The organism is Microbacterium sp. TPU 3598 (genome assembly GCF_002356155.1).
Classification (GTDB): Bacteria; Actinomycetota; Actinomycetes; order Actinomycetales; family Microbacteriaceae; genus Microbacterium; species Microbacterium maritypicum_A.
This window is the reverse complement of record NZ_AP017975.1, coordinates 700,414-716,017: the sequence shown is the minus strand read 5'-3', so window position 1 is coordinate 716,017 and position 15,604 is coordinate 700,414. Positions and strand designations below refer to the sequence as shown.

Below are 15,604 nucleotides of genomic sequence, written 5' to 3'. Positions count from 1 at the left end.
AGAGCTGGTCAGGCGGAGACTCCGCGTGCCCCGAGGAAGGCCACGGGGTTCACGGGGCCACCGTTGACGTAGACCTCGAAGTGCAGGTGGCAACCGAACGAGCGGCCCGTGTTCCCCGCGTAGGCGATGACCTGACCGGAACTGACGCTCTGCCCCCTGCGGACGAGGATGCCGCCGTCACGGATGTGGGCATAACCGGTTCCGACACCGCCGCCGTGCTGGATGCGGATGTAGTTGCCATACCCGTCGTTGGGTCCCGCGTAGTCGACCGTGCCCGAATTCGCAGCGTAGATCGGGGAACCGCAGCCGTTGGCGAAGTCGGTGCCGTAGTGGAACGACGAGGAGCAGCCCTGAGAGCCGCACTGCACGGAACGGGGTCCGTATCCCGAACTCTTTCCTCCGCCGTGCGGGCGGCACCAGCCACCGCTGCCTTGGCTTCCGCCACCGCCACCACCACCGCCACCACCCGCAGCTGCTGCGGCCGCAGCCGCTGCGCGCTCGGCGGCTTCGCGTTCGCGACGAGCCTTCGCCTCGGCTTCGACACCGGCCTGGTAGCCGGCGACCGTCTGGGTGGTCGCGTCCTTGAGAGCGGCGAGCTGCGCCTGCATCGTGGCGAGGTTGGCCGACTGCTCGTCCAGAGCGGCCTGAGCCGCATCCGCCGCCTGCTGAGCCGCGACCATCTTCTCTTCGGCGACCTTCTGCAACCGGTCGCGCTCGTTCCTCGCGACGACGGCCTGATCGCTGAGGGACTGCGCGGAGTTGCGCGCCGCGACAGCCTTGTCGTAGACCGACTGGTTGTACTCGAGGAGCTTGTCCATCGTGCCCAGGCGCGCGAGCAGCTCATCGGCGTTGCTCGCCGACCCGGCGAAGAACAGCTCCATCGACGTGTCGTCGCCGCCGTTGCGGTAGAGCTGGGCGGCCACCTGGCCCGCCTTGCGCGCCGAGCTGTCGGCGACCCCCGCCTGTTCGTCGGCCTTCGCCTGCATGGAGTCGGCCTCGGTGGCCGCAGCGAAGTAAGCCTGCTGCGCGTCGTAGAACTCCTGGGACGCGACCTTGGCCGCGGCCTGGGTCTCGGCCACCTTCTGCGTGAGCGACTGGATCAGTCCCTCGATGCGCGAGACCTCCGCGGCCTTGGCCGCTTCATTGCTCTTCGCGCGCTGCACGTCGTCCCAGCTCGGGTACGTGGCGGCATAGGCGGCGGAGACGCCGTTGGTGATGCCGAACGCGCTCAGCGCGACGACACCGAGCGCGCCGATGCCGAGGGCTCCACGACGGCTGATGCCGTTCTTGCCGAACGCACGGCGTTCGGTCGGGCTGGGCGCGCAGCCGCAGTCCTCGGACGCCGCAGCAACTGCAGCGTCCAGCGTGATCTTGTCGTTCACACGGCCCCTTCCGCCGGTTTCACAGTTGCCACACTAACAACAACCTTCACATCCGCACCAGGGGGCATGGCGGCGTCTTCGTCCACTCCCGACACGTCGATCGTGCCCCCGGAACACGCCCGGGTTGCGGCGCCGCGCCCTCGATTCGCGATTTGCCCGAAACATCCCTTATGCTTGAGCGTCGGCAAGGAAGTCCCCCGGGACTGACTCGGCCCCATCGTTTAGCGGCCTAGGACGCCGCCCTTTCACGGCGGTAGCACGGGTTCGAATCCCGTTGGGGTCACACCTTCCGATATAATTGAAAACAAGTATGGCCCTGTAGCGCAGTTGGTTAGCGTGCCGCCCTGTCACGGCGGAGGTCGCGGGTTCAAGTCCCGTCAGGGTCGCTCCGTGCGATGAGCTCTTTCTTCGGAGAGGGCTCTTCGTCTAGGACGCGACAGGTTCGCCGGTCGCGCGGCTCTGTAGCTCAGTTGGTAGAGCGTTCGACTGAAAATCGAAAGGTCACCGGATCGATGCCGGTCGGAGCCACACGGCTGATCATTACAATCAGCCCAGAAACCCTCGCCTAGCTTCTACATGGCGGGGGTTTTGCTTTGCCCCGGTGAGGCACGGTTCTGCGCCGCTCCCTGGGGGTGTTCCGGCCCGGCCGCCGAGCGATCGGCACATCCCGACGCTGCGTCCCGACCGGAGGACGCGGTTGCTCAGAGCGCGTCCTTCGCCTTCCGGGCGCGGTCCAGAGCATCTGCAGCGGCTCCCGCCCGCGCTGCCGCGTCGGTGTGACCCCGCTCCGCCTCCGGAATCTCACGCTCGACCTCGACGAGGTCGATGCGAGCTCGAGCCAATTGGGCCTCGAGCTCGGACACATGCTCGGTGAGCACGTCCCGGCGGGCCCGCAGTTCCGTCCACGCCGCCTCTCGCTGTGTCAGCTCGCGTTCGGCGGATGCCTGTTCCTTCTCCGCCGAAGCGATCGCGCGCTCGGCCTCCCGTCGTGCGCGACGGGCCTGCAGTTCGTCCGCTGGCGGCGCAGAGGCAGAGATGAGTTCGGGCACGTCCCCCGCCACGGCGTCGCGGATGTCGCTCGGCGTCGCTGACGGGTCCAGAGCACGTGACAGTCGTCCGGAGGCGACGGCCGCGGCCGCTGCCGGGTCGTAGAAGGCCGCAGAGATGCTCTGCTCGACCGCCTCGAGCGTGGAGGCGGTGACGCGCTCTCCCCTCGCCGCGGCCAACTCGCCTGCGGCTTGGGCGAGCTTCCTCGTCAGCGCGCGACGCTCTCGGCCGAGTTTCGCCAGTGCCGAGGCGTCGAGATCATCCTGTGCCTCGCGAAGCTCTCGCGCCAGCTCCAATGCCTCCCCGAGCTGACCAGCCCGCTCCTGCGCGAACACGTTCACCACCCAGGCCGCGATCGACGGCTTCCGCAGGGCGAGGATCCGTGGAGCGAGCTCCGCATCGACCTCTGCGGCTCGAGCCTTGCGCGATGACACGAACGCATCCGGACGGCCGGAGTACAGCCCGGCCGCGATCTCCTCGAACGTGGTGCCGACCATGCGCCCACGATACGCCGCGTCACTCGAGGTCGAGGTGCTCCGCCCAGTCGGCACCGACTTTGTTGTTCTGGCCGAAGGTGCCGTTGCCGAGACCGGGATAGAAATACAGCTCGCCAGCGGACGTCCTTCCCAGAAGATCCGCACGACCGTCGCCGTCGTAGTCGACGCCGCCGGTAACGGCGGTGAATTCCATCCACCCCCCGCCGACGCGTCGCCACTGGCCGAACCCATACGAGAATCCGGGATAAAAATAGAGATGTCCATCGTCGCCGACCGCCATCAGGTCGCCTCGGCCATCGTTGTCGAAGTCGCCGCCGACGAGGAAGTGGAATCCGCCCCAGCCGCCCGATGACAGTGTGAGGTGCGATGACCCGAACCCTCCCGCTCCGTTGCCCTGGTAGATGGTCAGGAACCCGGTCGCCGAGACGCCTATCAGGTCCTGCTTCCCATCACCGGTGTAGTCGGCCCCGGAAGTCACATGCAGCAACTCGTACCAGCCACCACCGATATCCGCCCGTGCGGCGAAAGTCCCGTTCCCGAGCCCCGCGTAGAACTCGAGTGTGCCGTCGGATCGGGCCGCGAGCATGTCCCCCTTGCCGTCGCCGTTGAAGTCGCTGTGGGTGATGTGCCTCCGAATCCCACCCCACCCGCTGGCCACCGTGGTGGGGGACTGGAATCCCCCGGTTCCGCTGCCTGCGCGAAGCCGGAGATCCCCGTTTCCCGCAATGATGAGAAGGTCTGCCTTCTTGTCACCCGTGTAATCTGCGGACGACGGCGCAGGCACCGCGCCCGTGCCCAGACCAGGAACATGCAAGGGGAGCAGGCCTCCGCGTGTGATGTTCGAGAGGCAGGTGAAGCCGTCGTTGATCGCGGTGTACACCGCTCCGTTCAGACGCAGCTCGAAGTGCAGGTGGTAGGCCGGCGAGTTCCCGGTGTTGCCCACGACACCGATCTGCTGTCCGCGCTCCACCCTGGTCCCCGGCGCATACGTACCGGGCGATGCCATGTGCGCGTAGCGCGTGACGTAACCGCCCGGGTGCTCGACGTCGGTGTAGTTCCCGTATCCGCTGTTCACCGTTCGCGACTTGATGACTCCGCTGTATGCGGCGAGGATCGGCGTGCCACCCGCGCCGGAGATATCGATGCCGTCATGCGCGCGATAGTTTCCGCGACAGCCATCCCCGACCTTCGACTGGATGTTTCCCGAAGCAGGGTAGACCATCTGGCCGTCGGTGGCCGCCGTCGCCGGAGCGCCCGCTGCGAGTGAGGACACAAGCGCCCCGGTCACCAGCACGAGCACGGTGGCGATCCCGATGCGGCCAAGACGCAGGCGGGACACACCCTTCATCTCGAAGTTCCTCTTGCTCGACGGCCCCAGGGGCGCGATGCCCACCGTCGTCACCGTAGCAGGGCACGGCGTTCCCTCGCCGAGCGCGGCCGGGACTCCCTCACATCCGCCCCAGGAGTGCTCACCCCACGCTCACAGCAGGTCGTACTCGCCGCCGTACGGCACCGCGCTGTCGCCGGTGTCGCGCGCGTCGAACTCCACCGTCTCGACCGAGATCACGACCTGGGTCGCCGCGGTGATGAGCACGCTGACCGATCGATTGCCCACCACGACGAATTCGACGAACCCTCCTCCGGCGCGCATCGCCTCTTCCATGCGCCCTCTCAGCTCGGCGACGTCCTGACCCTGGGCCAGGAAGAATTCCGATTCGTTGAGCGCAATCCGCGTCCGCGCCATCGTCTGCACCTTGCCCTCCACTCGTTGTCACTCCGCTGTCGTCATGCTGCGACGGTATCGAGGGGATCACCTCTCGCAGAGGGGGTTGCGCACAGACCTCAGAAGAGGCAGTACGCGCGCGGTGTAGCGTGCTCTCATGGGCAGACTGCGCTACGACGGGACTTCCGATCCGATCCTCATCGAGGACGCGACGCTGGCGCACCTGAAGATCGTCATCTCGACGAAGCTCCGCCGCCAGGAGAGCTTCATGATGACGTGGCGACCCGTCACCGACGGCGTCGACAAGCGCGCCACCGTCTGGATCCACCCGGCGATCCCACTCCAGTTCGGGTACGACGCGGCGGAGCAGCCGCCCATCGACCCCCGGCTGATCGCGGAGATGATGCAGGCCCTCAACGCCTCGGGCGAGCTGGTCCTCGACCACCTGGTCACCCCCGTCTGACGTCGCTCCCCGACCGCACCGGAGCGCACGCGCATCCGGATACGCTGTGCCCGTGGACCCCGCCCCCTACCTCCTTCTCGGCCTGCCGATCCTCGCGTTGATCGTCGGCGGCCCGCTCCTGAGGAAACGCTTCAGCCGGGGTGCCTCCGAAGCCGGTGCGAGAGCGGGGAAGCAGTTCGCCTCGGACCGGCTCGACACAGCCCTCGGCGTGCTCGGCACCACGCTGGTGATCCAGGCGCCCGAAGGTCGAGCTCGCGAGATCGTGGCGTCGGCGATGGTGGAGAAGGAGCGGGAGTACGTCATCCGCGATGACGGCGCCTACGGCATCCGGTTCGTCGAGCCGGACGACACCGTCGTGCGCCTCATCCCCGTCGCCGAAGGCACCCGGCTGCAGATCGAGACGTTCCGTGAGTACTTCGGTTTTCCGCAGACGGTGCAGCCCTGGGTCGATCTGCGGGAGCGCATCGCGTCCGCGGCACGAGCCCAGGGGATCTCGGTCGCCGACGGACCACCTGTCCGGTACACACGCGGCGAGCCTCTCGACGACCGGAACGCGCGCTGGATGCTCGACACGTGACCTGCCCGGCACCGCGATCTCCGTCTCCGTCCGCGGGAGCAGAAGACGGGCGCGCAACTCACAGCCGACGCAACTAGGCTGGGGAGCGCGCCCTGCCCGCCGGGCTCCGCCGGGTCACGGTGGTGGCGTGCGCCCTGACGACCTCCTCCGGTCCACACGGTCCCGACTGTCGGGACGGAGCCGCCGCTCCCGGTGTGACCACGCCAGAAAGGCTAGAACCATGAGCGAATCCCCCGGAACCGCCGACCGCGATGGCGAGCGCTCCCCGGACTTCTTCGATCAGCTGATCGAGACCACCCCGCGCGACCAGCAGGGCGCCTTCACCGTCGGCTTCCGCGGCTATGACAAGGCAGAGGTCGACGCCGCGCTGGCGACCCTTCGCAATCAGCTCAAGCAGGCTGCCGCCGACGTCGCCGAGGCGCAGGCCCGTGAAGAGGACGCCGTCGAAGCCGTGCGTGAAGAGGAGCGCAAGGCCCGTGAGGCCCTCGAAAGTGAGCTGACTGCCGCCAAGGTCAAGGCGTTGGACGCCGAGCAGCAGGTCGCGACGCTGACGTCGGAGCTCGTCGATGCCCCGCAGCCCGACGGGGAAGAGGCACCGTCCCGTCAGCAGTTCGAGGCGATCCTGCGGGTCGCCGAAGAACAGGCGAACGTCCTCATCCAGAACGCGGCGGTGCAGGCCGACCGCCTGATGACCTCCGCCCGTGAGGAGGTGGCCGCGCAGCGTGCCGAGGCCGAGGCCGACGCCGAGCGGATCACCGCCCAGGCGCAGCGCGACGCCGACCAGGTGCGCCTGAAGATGGACACCGAGTACACGGCACACGAAGCGCGCATCGAGCGCGAAGCCGCACACGCAGCGGAGAAGGTGAACCAGGCGGCGCAGGAGGCCACGGCGATCCGCACGGAAGCCGAGAAGGGCGCGGCCGCGCTGCGCTCCCTCGTCACGCGCGAGACCACCCAGCTGCGTGCCGACGCCGAGCGCGACGTCCGCGACATGAACGCGCGCGTGCTGGAATTCGAGGAGACCCTCACCCGCCGTCAAGACGACGCGCAGCAGGAGTTCCTCGTCCTGCACAATCAGGCTGTGGCACACGCCGAGCGCATCACCAATGACGCGAACGAGCAGGTCACCGCATCGCTCGAGCATGCCCAGCGCATCTCGGCACGCGCCGAGGACTACGAGCGTCTGACCCGCTCGCAGGCGCAGGCGATCGAGGCCGAAGCCCAGGTCCGTGCGCGCGAGACCCTCGAGCGCGCTCGCGCGAAGGCGCAGAAGATCGTCGACTCGGTCACCGGCCACACCACGGCGGTACTGCACGACGCAGAGGACCGCACCCGTCAGCTGCGGTGGCAGCAGCAGCAGCTGTCGAGCTTCATGGCCGAGGTGCGCGAGCTGATCCGCCCCGACGGCATCTTCTCCGACGAGGCACTGCCGACGGAGCTCACCGGAGCGGATGCACCCGTCACCGCAGCACCTGCAGAGGTCGCCGACCAGGTCGCCGCAGCCGAGACGCCGGAGGAGACCTTCCTCGGTGACGAGGTGCTCGAAGACGAGCTCGACGACGATCGCCCTCTCGAGAAGATCACGATCGACGTGGTGGAGACCAAGAAGAAGTCCTCCAAGTAGACGCACACACGACAGAGGCGCGAGCAGGAATTCCTGCTCGCGCCTCTGTCGTCCCCGGGCTGATCAGGGCCCGGTGAGATCGGGGGCTATGCCCGGCCGAACTGTGCGACTGCCGGGCAGTCGAAGGGATCGGCGCCGGCAGACAGTCCGACGCGGTTCAGGTACTCGATCACGATCATGTACGAGCGGCCGAGGCTGGTCTCCGTGTACGGCACGTCATTCGCCGCGCAGTAGTCGCGCACGATCTCGCGCGCCTTCGCCAGGTGCGGTCGCGGCATGCTCGGGAAGAGGTGGTGCTCCACCTGGTAGTTCAGCCCGCCCATGAGCCAGGTCGTCCACCATCCGCCGCTGATGTTGCGGGAGGTGCGCACCTGCTTGGTGAAGAAGTCGAGACGGGCGCCGGGCTCGATGATCGGCATGCCCTTGTGGTTCGGCGCGAACGCGGCGCCCATGTAGACGCCGAACACCGCGAACTGCACGCCCATGAAGGCGAAGGCCATTCCGAGCGGGAGCATCATGAACACGGGCACGAGGATGAGGGCGAACCGCAGCGCGATGATGCCGAGCTCGGTCCAGCGTCCCTTGACGTTCTTCGTCGTCGTGAGGTACTTCAGCCCGAGGAAGTGGAGGTTCAGCCCCTCGAGCGTCAGCAGCGGGAAGAACAGCCACCCCTGCTTGCGGGTGATCAGCCTGATCAGGCCCTTCGCCTTCGCGGCGTCTTCTTCGAGGAACGAGATCGTGTCGACCTCGATGTCGGGGTCCTTGCCGACCTGGTTCGGGTTGCCGTGGTGCTTGGTGTGCTTCGAATCCCACCACGAGTAGCTCATGCCGATGCTGGCGATCACGATGCGGGCGAGCTTGAAGTTCGCCGGCCCCGTGGAGAGGATCTGACGATGGGCGGCTTCGTGGCCGAGGAACGCGATCTGCGTGAGGACGATGCCGAGGCCCGCGGCGATGAGCAACTGGAACCAGCTGTCACCGAGCAGGATGAAGCCGGTGATGAGGCCGCCGAGCGCCACAGCGATACCGGTGGCCACGAAGATGTAGAACCACTGGGTGCGCTGAAGCAGCCCGGTCTCCTTGACGACCTGCGAAACCTGCTTGTACGCCTTCGCCATGGGAGGGAAGTCCGCGTTACCGGAATACGTCTGACGAATCGGACCCAGCGTTGCCGCGGTCGGTTCGATCTGTGTGATGGAGATGATCTTCTCCTGACGATCGGAGCCCTTGAGCTGTGAAAGCCCAAGGCAGCTGCCCAACGCTTACCTCACAGTAGCCCTAGCTCTATACGCGTCAGGGAATACATCGGAACCTCTCGCCGAGCCCCCAGTCACGGGCGGGCGTGCAGGGGTTCCCGCCACGCTCAGGCGCGAGCGCGGCGGGTCCGGCGACGCCAGGCGCGCGGCATGATCGTCGGGAAGACGGATCCGCGCCGCTCGGACCGGTTCGCGTCTTCGAGCGCGCGGAAGGCGTCGTCGAGCGTGTCGAAGACGCCGAGCTCGGCGCCGTGGTTGTCACGCACGAGGTGCGCGGTGCCATCGAACTCGACGAAGCCGGCGAACTCGCCGTCGCGCGTCGCGACGTGCACATCGGTGTCGGCCTGCTTCCAGGTCAACGGGTCGGACGGGGGAAAGGTGGTGGTGCTCATGGTGATGCTCATTGCTGTGTGGCGGACACGCGTGAGCGCTCCGCAAGATGTGAGACCGAGGGCGGATTCCGCACGCATCGATGTGCGCGGTCCGTAATGGCCCTGATCAGTGGCGACGTGGCGGCCGAGAGGGGCGATGCACACACGCTGCACCATAAACATAGCAGATCGATGTCACGGGCCTCTCATCGCCGTTCGCTGCTCAGTTCGACGGCGGCTGTCCCCCACCGCCGGGACCACCCTGACCTCCGCTCGTCGCCGGAGCAGTCGCGGTGTCGACACCCACCACGAGGGTGGCCGCATACCCATCCCGCACGCTTCCGGTGACCGCGGCCAGCTGCAGCGCAGCGGAATCGTCACCGAAGACGTTGTCGCTCGCCAACGTGATCTGCGCGAGGTTCCTCGCGGATCCGTCGTAAGCGGCCTCGGCGTAGACATCCGTGCATGCCGCCTCGGGGAGCGCCAGCTGCGACGTGGCGATGGCCGCGGTCGAATCGGTGATCGACCCGACGTCGGGATACACCTCGAAGTGGATGTGGGGCCAGCGCCCCGAGTAGCATCCCGGGAACACCGAGGTGAACGAGACCCTGCCGTCCGCATCCGCCACCTGCACGCCGCGCAGGTACGTCACGTCCTCCAGGCCGGAGGAGTACATCGAGTACCCACCCTGCGCCGTGCAGTGCCACGCGTACACCGCGACTCCGGCGAAGGGCACTCCCCCGTTCGCGAGATCGAGCACCTGCAACTCGAACGTGAGCGGAACGCCGTCTGCCGTCGCCCCGCCGTCGATCGACGACCGGATGTCCTGACGGACGATCCCCGCGTCCTCCAGCACGTCGGGGCCGTTCGAGCCGTCGCCGGGGTAGGGGCCCGCCGTCTCGTCGGGGATCTCACCCACGCCCGCGACATCGCCGCTGGAAGTCCCCGCGGTCGCGCTCGGCGTGGCGGCGCGCGTCGATCCGCCCGATGCCGCCGGCGCGCAGGCCGCGAGGACGACGGCGCCGAGCCCGATCCCCGCGAGTCCGAGCACCCCGCGCCGGCTCAGCAGCGTACGGATGTCGAAGGCTGCCCCCTGATCGACCACCTCCTCGTCCACACGGTCGAGCAGACGCCCCTCGTAGGCGGGACCGTCAGGGGTCTGGGTGGGTTCCGGGATGCTCATGATCTGTCTCCTCGTCGACGGTCGTCTGGTGCGTGTCCCCCAGCGTCGCGGAGCTTCCGATCAGAACCCTCTGCCGGCGCTATGCCCTGTCTATGCGCGTGGGGTCCATGCGCGTGGACTCCACGGGAGGATGAAGCACCAGCACCACCACGACGACGACAAGGACGAGCGCGGTGAGGGTGACGGGGATGGGCAGCACCGGATCGAGCAGCACCAGCAGGGCACCGAGAGGAACGACCGTGTTCACCACGCGATCGGCGTTCTGGCGGATCGCGATCCACCAGATGCCCACGAGGAAGATCGCGATCGGGATCGTCACCGTGAACGAGGCCGCGAGGTTCGACAGGTGGCTCTTCCCGGTCAGCACGTCGATCTCGACCTCGATCCCGGCCGAGAAGGCCGCCGCGGCGGCGAAGACGAAATAGTGCGTATAGCCGTAGCGCAGCGAGCGGCCGAAGCTCGTGATCGCACGGTGATGCGGGGGCCAGAAGTAGATCCACCACAACGACGCCGTGACCACGAGCGTGAGGACGGAGATCGCGATCAGCGGGCCGAGACTCTCGACCTCGTGAAGCGCATCGATGATGGCGTTCGCGGATGCGAGAAGGCTCTCACCGAGCACGATCAACGTGAACAGCCCGTAGCGCTCGGTGATGTGGTGCGGATGCCACGGCGTCTGCCTCCGGTATTCGGCGAACACCGGAATACTGATCTCGATCAGGGCGAAGACCACGAAGGCGGCGAACTGCAGCGGTCCCGCCGGGATCAGGAGGAACAGGATCCACAGCACCTGGACCGCGGCGATGCCGAACGCGTACCGGCGCGTCGCCGAACGCAGTTCACCGGCCGATCGTGACGCTCGCAGCCATTGCGCCACCATCGCCACGCGCATCACGACATATCCGAGTACCGGGATGGTGAAGTCGCTCTCGTTGAACGCCGCGGGGATGCCGGCGGCGAAGACGAGGACTCCTCCCATCTGCACGAACGTCGTGACGCGATAGAGCCAGTCATCGGTGTCGAACGACGTGGCGAACCAGGTGAAGTTCATCCAGGCCCACCAGATCGCGAAGAACAGCATCGCGTAGGAGGTGACCCCGTGCAGGAAATCCCCTTCGCTGAGGGCATGGTGCAGCTGTGCGGAGGCGATGCTCACCGCTACGACGAAGACCAGATCGAAGAAGAGCTCGAGCGGGCTCGCGGTCCGATGCGGCTGAGAAGGGTCGCGCGGCAGCATCGTTCGGAGCTGGAAGCGTGGAGTGTCGGTGTTCGCGGTCACCGCGACAGGATAGCCCCCGACCAGGCGCTCCTCGCCCCCTCCGTTCGTCCATTCACCAGAATTACCTTCCCGTGGCGACGATGTTCCGCTACAGTGGATCAGGTCTGCAGTGCCTGCTGTCAGCGCTCACCGTGTGGGACGGTGAGAACGCACTCCGTGATGTGGGAATCACGGAGAGTTTCAGCAGGACCCGAGGGGTCGGGACGCAGACGAATGCCGTGAACGTGGGGTTCATGGTCTGGGGAAACTGGGGAAACACATGTCGCACTGGGGATTTTTGCGTACATTCACGGCTCACGAGGCCTCGGCATGACTTCCGTCGAGGATGCTCTGAGCATCGCTCGGACGGGCTTCGTGCCGGTCGCGGCTCCGCGAGCTGCCAAGTCGGTGACGCGCACGGTGGTCACACCGCGTGCTTCGGCGACTCTGGAAAGACGCCGTCAGTGGGAGCGTCGCTATCGGATGCGTCTGCGGACGACGGATGCAGCTGTCATCCTGTTCGCGCTCGGTCTGACGGCAGCGGTCCAGCTGGCCTCCGGCGTCTCCGGGCTCGAGGTCATGCGCGACGGCATTCCGCTCGCCGCGCTGTGGTACCTCATGCTCAGCGCGATGCACACGCGGGACGCCGCGTTGTTCCGCGCTAGTGCCACCGAGTATCGGGGCGTCGTGCACGCCTCGGGACTCGCCTTCGGGATCATCGCCATCGTGGCGGTCCTGCTCGCATGGAAGTCGATGCAACTGACGCTGCTGCTGGGGCTGCCCGTCGGTGTGCTGACTCTTCTGGTGACCAGGTGGCTGTGGCGCCACTGGCTGCAGAAGCAGCGCTCCCAGGGGAGGTTCGCCTCCCGCACTCTCGTCGTCGGCAACAGGGACGACGTGGAGTATGTGGTCCGGACGCTGCACCCGATCGGCGCATCCGGCTACAAGGTGGTCGGCGCGACGCTGCTCGACGGCAACGCGCGCGACATCGTGATCGACGACACGAGGTTCCCGGTTCTGGGGAACGTGAACTCCGTGTCGTCGGTCGCGGCCGAAGTCGGTGCAGACACGATCATCGTGGCGAGCCGCCCCGAGGGTGAGCCCGAGTTCGTCAAGCAGCTGAGCTGGCAGCTCGAAGGGACCGCTGCCGAGCTCGTGCTGTCCAGCCGACTCACCGATGTGGCGGGTCCCCGCATCTCCTTCGCCCCGGTGGAGGGCCTGCCACTGATCCAGGTGCAGATCCCCACCTACGAAGGCGGCCAGCACCTCCTGAAGCGTGCACTGGACGTCGCCGTGGCGACGCTGGCGCTGATCCCGATCGGTCTGCTGGCTCCCGTGCTCGCCGTGCTCATCAAACTGGACTCCCCCGGTCCGGTCTTCTTCTTCCAGGAGCGCGTCGGCCGTGACGGTCGCCGCTTCAAGATGGTCAAGTTCCGATCGATGAAGACGGATGCCGAGAAGCAGCTCGCCGCCCTCAAGGAACAGAACCAGGGCGCCGGGCTCCTCTTCAAGATGAAGGACGACCCGCGCGTCACCCGCGTCGGCAAGGTTCTGCGCAAACTCTCTCTCGATGAGCTGCCGCAGTTCTGGAACGTCCTCATCGGCGACATGAGTGTGGTCGGGCCGCGCCCGCCGCTGCCCAGCGAGGTCACCGACTACGACGGCACCGTCTTCCGGCGCCTCTACATCAAGCCCGGCATCACCGGTCTGTGGCAGGTCTCCGGGCGAAGCGACCTCTCCTGGGATGAGAGCGTCCGCCTCGACCTGCGGTACGTCGAGAACTGGTCCGTGATGAACGACCTGCAGATCATGTGGCGTACCGCCAAGGTCATGGTGCAGCCCAGCGGGGCATACTGATCGGATGAGCAATTCGAACCGCCTCACCATCGCGATGGTGGGGACCCGAGGAGTGCCCGCGGCCTACGGCGGTTTCGAAACCGCCATCGAAGAGGTCGGACGCCGACTCGCGGACCGCGGACACGATGTCGTCGTGTACACCCGCGGCTCCGAGCGGCGTGAGAAGGAGTACCTCGGCATGAGGGTCGTGCATCTTCCTGCCGTCCCCGTGAAGCAGATCGAGACGCTGAGCCACACCGGGCTGTCGGCGTTGCACCTCGTGTTCCGCCGGCGTCCCGACGCGACGTTCGTCTTCAACGCGGCCAACTCGCCGTTCCTGCCCCTCTTCCGGCTGCGTCGTGCACCGGTCGCGCTGCACATGGACGGTCTCGAATGGCGACGCTCCAAATGGGGGCCACGAGGCAAGGCCTACTACCGCTGGGCCGAGCAGTTCGGGGTACGCACGGCAGACGCTCTGATCGCCGATGCGCCGGGGATCGCCGACTATTACCGGCACCAGTTCGATGTGCCCACCGAACTCATCCGCTACGGCGCCCCCATCCTCGACGAGCTTCCCGAACGCAGCGTGGCCGAGATGGGGCTCAGCACGAAGGGCTATCACCTCGTCGTGGCGCGGTTCGAGCCGGAGAATCACGTGCTGGAGATCGTGGAGGGCTACCGCGACAGCGACGCGAAGCTCCCTCTCGTGGTCGTGGGCTCCGCGCCGTACAGCGCGGGATACACCCAGGAGATACAGCGCGTGGCCGATGGCGACGAACGGATCCGCCTCGTCGGTGGCGTGTACGACCAGGAACTGCTCGACGCACTGTACGCGAATGCGCTCACCTACGTACACGGACATTCCGTGGGCGGGACCAATCCCTCGCTCCTTCGGGCCATGGGGGCCGGGACCGCCGTGATCGGCTTCGACGTTCCCTTCAACCGCGAAGTACTCGACGGCAACGGGTGGTTCTTCGCCGACGCCGCCGATGTCGCTGCGCACGTCGTGGCGGCCGAGGCCGATCCGGCGTTCGCCGCGGCACGGGGCACGGCGGTGCGGGAGATCGCCCGCACCCGGTTCCGCTGGGACGACGTCGCGGACGAGTACGAAACGCTCGCGCATCGGATCGCCGAGCGTGCGACCATCCACCCATCGGCGCGACGAGCACGTCGCCGACAGACGGACTGGGCCCCCGCTCCCGCCGCGGCGGACGCCGGAGCGGACGCCGGAGCGGACGGCTCATGAGCGGCAACGGAGGGCAGCGCACCGTCCTGCTCGTGCATCCGGGTGCCGAGCTGTTCGGTTCCGACCGCATGCTCCTGGAGAGCGCGATCGGCCTGGTCGAGTCCGGGGCGCGCGTCGTCGTCGCCCTTCCGAGCTCCGGGCTCCTCGTGAAGGAACTGCGTGCTGCCGGGGTCGAGGTCGTCATCGTCCCGATGCTCGTGCTGCGCAAAGTCCTCCTGACGCCCCGAGGGCTGCCCAAACTCTTCCGTGACACCTTCCGTGGCCTCGGTGCCGCGTGGCGCCTGCTCGGACGCCTACGCCCGGACGTCGTCTACGTGTCGACGATCATCATCCCCGAATGGCCGCTGATCGCCCGACTGCGGGGCATCCGAACGGTGAGCCACGTCCATGAGGCCGAGGCTTCGGGAAACCGGCTCGTCAACGGCATCCTCTACTCCCCACACCTGGCCTCCCACCGCACCCTGGTGAACAGCCGATTCAGTCTGGACACGATCCACGCCGCGCTGCCCGCCCTCGCCCGGCGCTCACACGTCGTCTACAACGGCGTCGCCTCTCCCCCGCATCCGGTATCGCCCCGCCCCCACACCGACGGGCCGCTCCGTGTGCTCTACATCGGACGTCTCTCCCCTCGCAAGGGGCCCGATCTCGTGATCGAGGCGGCTTCCCGACTGCACGCCGCCGGACGCGCTGTGGACGTGACCCTTCTCGGCGCGGTCTTCGAAGGCTACGAGTGGTTCGAGGCCGAGTTGCGGGCACAGGCAGCCGATGCCGGGGTCTCCGTCGACTTCGCCGGGTTCCACACCGACATCTGGCCGTTCCTGGAGAAGACCGATGTGCTCCTCGTCCCCTCGCGGATCGACGAGCCCTTCGGGAACACCGCCGTCGAGGGGATCCTCGCCCTGCGCCCCGTGATCGCCAGCGACAGCAGCGGTCTTCGGGAAGCAGCAGGCGGTTACGGCACTGCGCAGCTCGTCACCGCGGGCGATCCCGACTCCATCGCAACGGCCCTGACCGATATCGACACCCGCTGGGACGAGATGGTCTCGAGCGTCGCGGACAGCCGCGCAGAGGCACTCCGTCGACACGCTCCCGCTGTCTATCGCTCGAGCATCACAGCGCACGTCCTGAGCTGACGGCCGCC

Annotated in this window: 14 protein-coding genes and 3 tRNA genes; 9 read left to right on the top strand and 8 right to left on the bottom strand. The window is 67.4% G+C overall.

Features of this window, described 5'->3' with window-relative positions; genetic code table 11:
• Positions 1–8 precede the first annotated feature (8 nt).
• Positions 9–1,382 (bottom strand): M23 family metallopeptidase, encoded by a 1,374-nt coding sequence (locus tag MST3598_RS03220; protein WP_029259656.1) that lies wholly within the window; start codon positions 1,380–1,382, stop codon positions 9–11.
• Between the two features lie 210 nt (positions 1,383–1,592).
• On the opposite strand from MST3598_RS03220, the gene MST3598_RS03215 reads away from it, so the two are divergent.
• From MST3598_RS03215 to MST3598_RS03205, 3 genes are all read left to right on the top strand, one after another.
• A tRNA-Glu gene (locus MST3598_RS03215) sits at positions 1,593–1,665 on the top strand.
• A 29-nt stretch (positions 1,666–1,694) separates the two neighbouring features.
• Positions 1,695–1,768: transfer RNA gene (locus tag MST3598_RS03210), tRNA-Asp, on the top strand.
• A 69-nt stretch (positions 1,769–1,837) separates the two neighbouring features.
• A tRNA-Phe gene (locus tag MST3598_RS03205) sits at positions 1,838–1,910 on the top strand.
• A 173-nt stretch (positions 1,911–2,083) separates the two neighbouring features.
• On the opposite strand, the gene MST3598_RS03200 is transcribed toward MST3598_RS03205, so the two are convergent.
• The 3 genes from MST3598_RS03200 to MST3598_RS03190 all read right to left on the bottom strand — a co-directional run bounded on the left by MST3598_RS03200 (position 2,084) and on the right by MST3598_RS03190 (position 4,670).
• Positions 2,084–2,926, bottom strand: coding sequence for a hypothetical protein (locus MST3598_RS03200; protein WP_029259655.1), 843 nt, complete (start codon positions 2,924–2,926; stop codon positions 2,084–2,086).
• Positions 2,927–2,945: 19 nt separating this feature from the next.
• Positions 2,946–4,274: an FG-GAP-like repeat-containing protein gene (locus tag MST3598_RS03195; protein ID WP_051667941.1), complete on the bottom strand. Its 1,329-nt coding sequence runs from the start codon at positions 4,272–4,274 to the stop codon at positions 2,946–2,948.
• 132 nt (positions 4,275–4,406) lie between these two features.
• Positions 4,407–4,670: a hypothetical protein gene (locus MST3598_RS03190; protein WP_208323594.1), complete on the bottom strand. Its 264-nt coding sequence runs from the start codon at positions 4,668–4,670 to the stop codon at positions 4,407–4,409.
• 136 nt (positions 4,671–4,806) lie between these two features.
• On the opposite strand from MST3598_RS03190, the gene MST3598_RS03185 reads away from it, so the two are divergent.
• The 3 genes from MST3598_RS03185 to MST3598_RS03175 all read left to right on the top strand — a co-directional run bounded on the left by MST3598_RS03185 (position 4,807) and on the right by MST3598_RS03175 (position 7,313).
• On the top strand, positions 4,807–5,112 hold the full coding sequence (locus MST3598_RS03185) for a DUF7882 family protein (protein WP_021198731.1): 306 nt from the start codon (positions 4,807–4,809) through the stop codon (positions 5,110–5,112).
• Between the two features lie 52 nt (positions 5,113–5,164).
• Positions 5,165–5,689 (top strand): hypothetical protein, encoded by a 525-nt coding sequence (locus MST3598_RS03180; RefSeq protein ID WP_231494462.1) that lies wholly within the window; start codon positions 5,165–5,167, stop codon positions 5,687–5,689.
• 220 nt (positions 5,690–5,909) lie between these two features.
• Complete coding sequence (locus MST3598_RS03175) at positions 5,910–7,313, top strand: DivIVA domain-containing protein (RefSeq protein WP_029259651.1); 1,404 nt, start codon at positions 5,910–5,912, stop codon at positions 7,311–7,313.
• A gap of 86 nt (positions 7,314–7,399) precedes the next feature.
• On the opposite strand, the gene MST3598_RS03170 is transcribed toward MST3598_RS03175, so the two are convergent.
• From MST3598_RS03170 to MST3598_RS03155, 4 genes are all read right to left on the bottom strand, one after another.
• On the bottom strand, positions 7,400–8,518 hold the full coding sequence (locus MST3598_RS03170; protein WP_331280348.1) for a fatty acid desaturase family protein: 1,119 nt from the start codon (positions 8,516–8,518) through the stop codon (positions 7,400–7,402).
• A 158-nt stretch (positions 8,519–8,676) separates the two neighbouring features.
• Positions 8,677–8,961 (bottom strand): hypothetical protein, encoded by a 285-nt coding sequence (locus tag MST3598_RS03165; RefSeq protein ID WP_136053555.1) that lies wholly within the window; start codon positions 8,959–8,961, stop codon positions 8,677–8,679.
• Positions 8,962–9,163: 202 nt separating this feature from the next.
• Positions 9,164–10,123: an intradiol ring-cleavage dioxygenase gene (locus MST3598_RS03160; protein ID WP_029259648.1), complete on the bottom strand. Its 960-nt coding sequence runs from the start codon at positions 10,121–10,123 to the stop codon at positions 9,164–9,166.
• A gap of 79 nt (positions 10,124–10,202) precedes the next feature.
• Positions 10,203–11,360, bottom strand: coding sequence for a low temperature requirement protein A (locus tag MST3598_RS03155; protein WP_036271679.1), 1,158 nt, complete (start codon positions 11,358–11,360; stop codon positions 10,203–10,205).
• Positions 11,361–11,711: 351 nt separating this feature from the next.
• Here MST3598_RS03155 and MST3598_RS03150 point away from each other — a divergent pair, with 351 nt between their 5' ends.
• Genes MST3598_RS03150 through MST3598_RS03140 form a run of 3 tightly spaced genes read left to right on the top strand, consistent with a single transcriptional unit; the run spans position 11,712 to position 15,596 of the window.
• The gene (locus tag MST3598_RS03150; RefSeq protein WP_029259646.1) at positions 11,712–13,238 is read left to right on the top strand and encodes a sugar transferase; all 1,527 of its coding nucleotides are present in this window, start codon (positions 11,712–11,714) and stop codon (positions 13,236–13,238) included.
• A 4-nt stretch (positions 13,239–13,242) separates the two neighbouring features.
• A complete protein-coding gene (locus MST3598_RS03145) occupies positions 13,243–14,463 on the top strand; it encodes a glycosyltransferase (RefSeq protein WP_029259645.1) in 1,221 nt (406 codons plus the stop codon).
• Positions 14,460–15,596 (top strand): glycosyltransferase, encoded by a 1,137-nt coding sequence (locus tag MST3598_RS03140; RefSeq protein ID WP_029259644.1) that lies wholly within the window; start codon positions 14,460–14,462, stop codon positions 15,594–15,596. The genes MST3598_RS03145 and MST3598_RS03140 overlap by 4 nt, the downstream gene beginning before the upstream one ends.
• Positions 15,597–15,604: the final 8 nt, after the last annotated feature.

What these genes read in the sequence shown, in the direction of transcription:
- MST3598_RS03200 (WP_029259655.1), bottom strand. Translation starts at nt 2,926, where the DNA reads ATGGTCGGCACCACGTTCGAGGAGATCGCGGCCGGGCTGTACTCCGGC.
- MST3598_RS03165 (WP_136053555.1), bottom strand. Translation starts at nt 8,961, where the DNA reads ATGAGCACCACCACCTTTCCCCCGTCCGACCCGTTGACCTGGAAGCAG.
- MST3598_RS03150 (WP_029259646.1), top strand. Translation starts at nt 11,712, where the DNA reads ATGACTTCCGTCGAGGATGCTCTGAGCATCGCTCGGACGGGCTTCGTG.
- MST3598_RS03155 (WP_036271679.1), bottom strand. Translation starts at nt 11,360, where the DNA reads ATGCTGCCGCGCGACCCTTCTCAGCCGCATCGGACCGCGAGCCCGCTC.
- MST3598_RS03145 (WP_029259645.1), top strand. Translation starts at nt 13,243, where the DNA reads ATGAGCAATTCGAACCGCCTCACCATCGCGATGGTGGGGACCCGAGGA.
- MST3598_RS03175 (WP_029259651.1), top strand. Translation starts at nt 5,910, where the DNA reads ATGAGCGAATCCCCCGGAACCGCCGACCGCGATGGCGAGCGCTCCCCG.
- MST3598_RS03190 (WP_208323594.1), bottom strand. Translation starts at nt 4,670, where the DNA reads ATGGCGCGGACGCGGATTGCGCTCAACGAATCGGAATTCTTCCTGGCC.
- MST3598_RS03140 (WP_029259644.1), top strand. Translation starts at nt 14,460, where the DNA reads ATGAGCGGCAACGGAGGGCAGCGCACCGTCCTGCTCGTGCATCCGGGT.
- MST3598_RS03160 (WP_029259648.1), bottom strand. Translation starts at nt 10,123, where the DNA reads ATGAGCATCCCGGAACCCACCCAGACCCCTGACGGTCCCGCCTACGAG.
- MST3598_RS03185 (WP_021198731.1), top strand. Translation starts at nt 4,807, where the DNA reads ATGGGCAGACTGCGCTACGACGGGACTTCCGATCCGATCCTCATCGAG.
- MST3598_RS03195 (WP_051667941.1), bottom strand. Translation starts at nt 4,274, where the DNA reads ATGAAGGGTGTGTCCCGCCTGCGTCTTGGCCGCATCGGGATCGCCACC.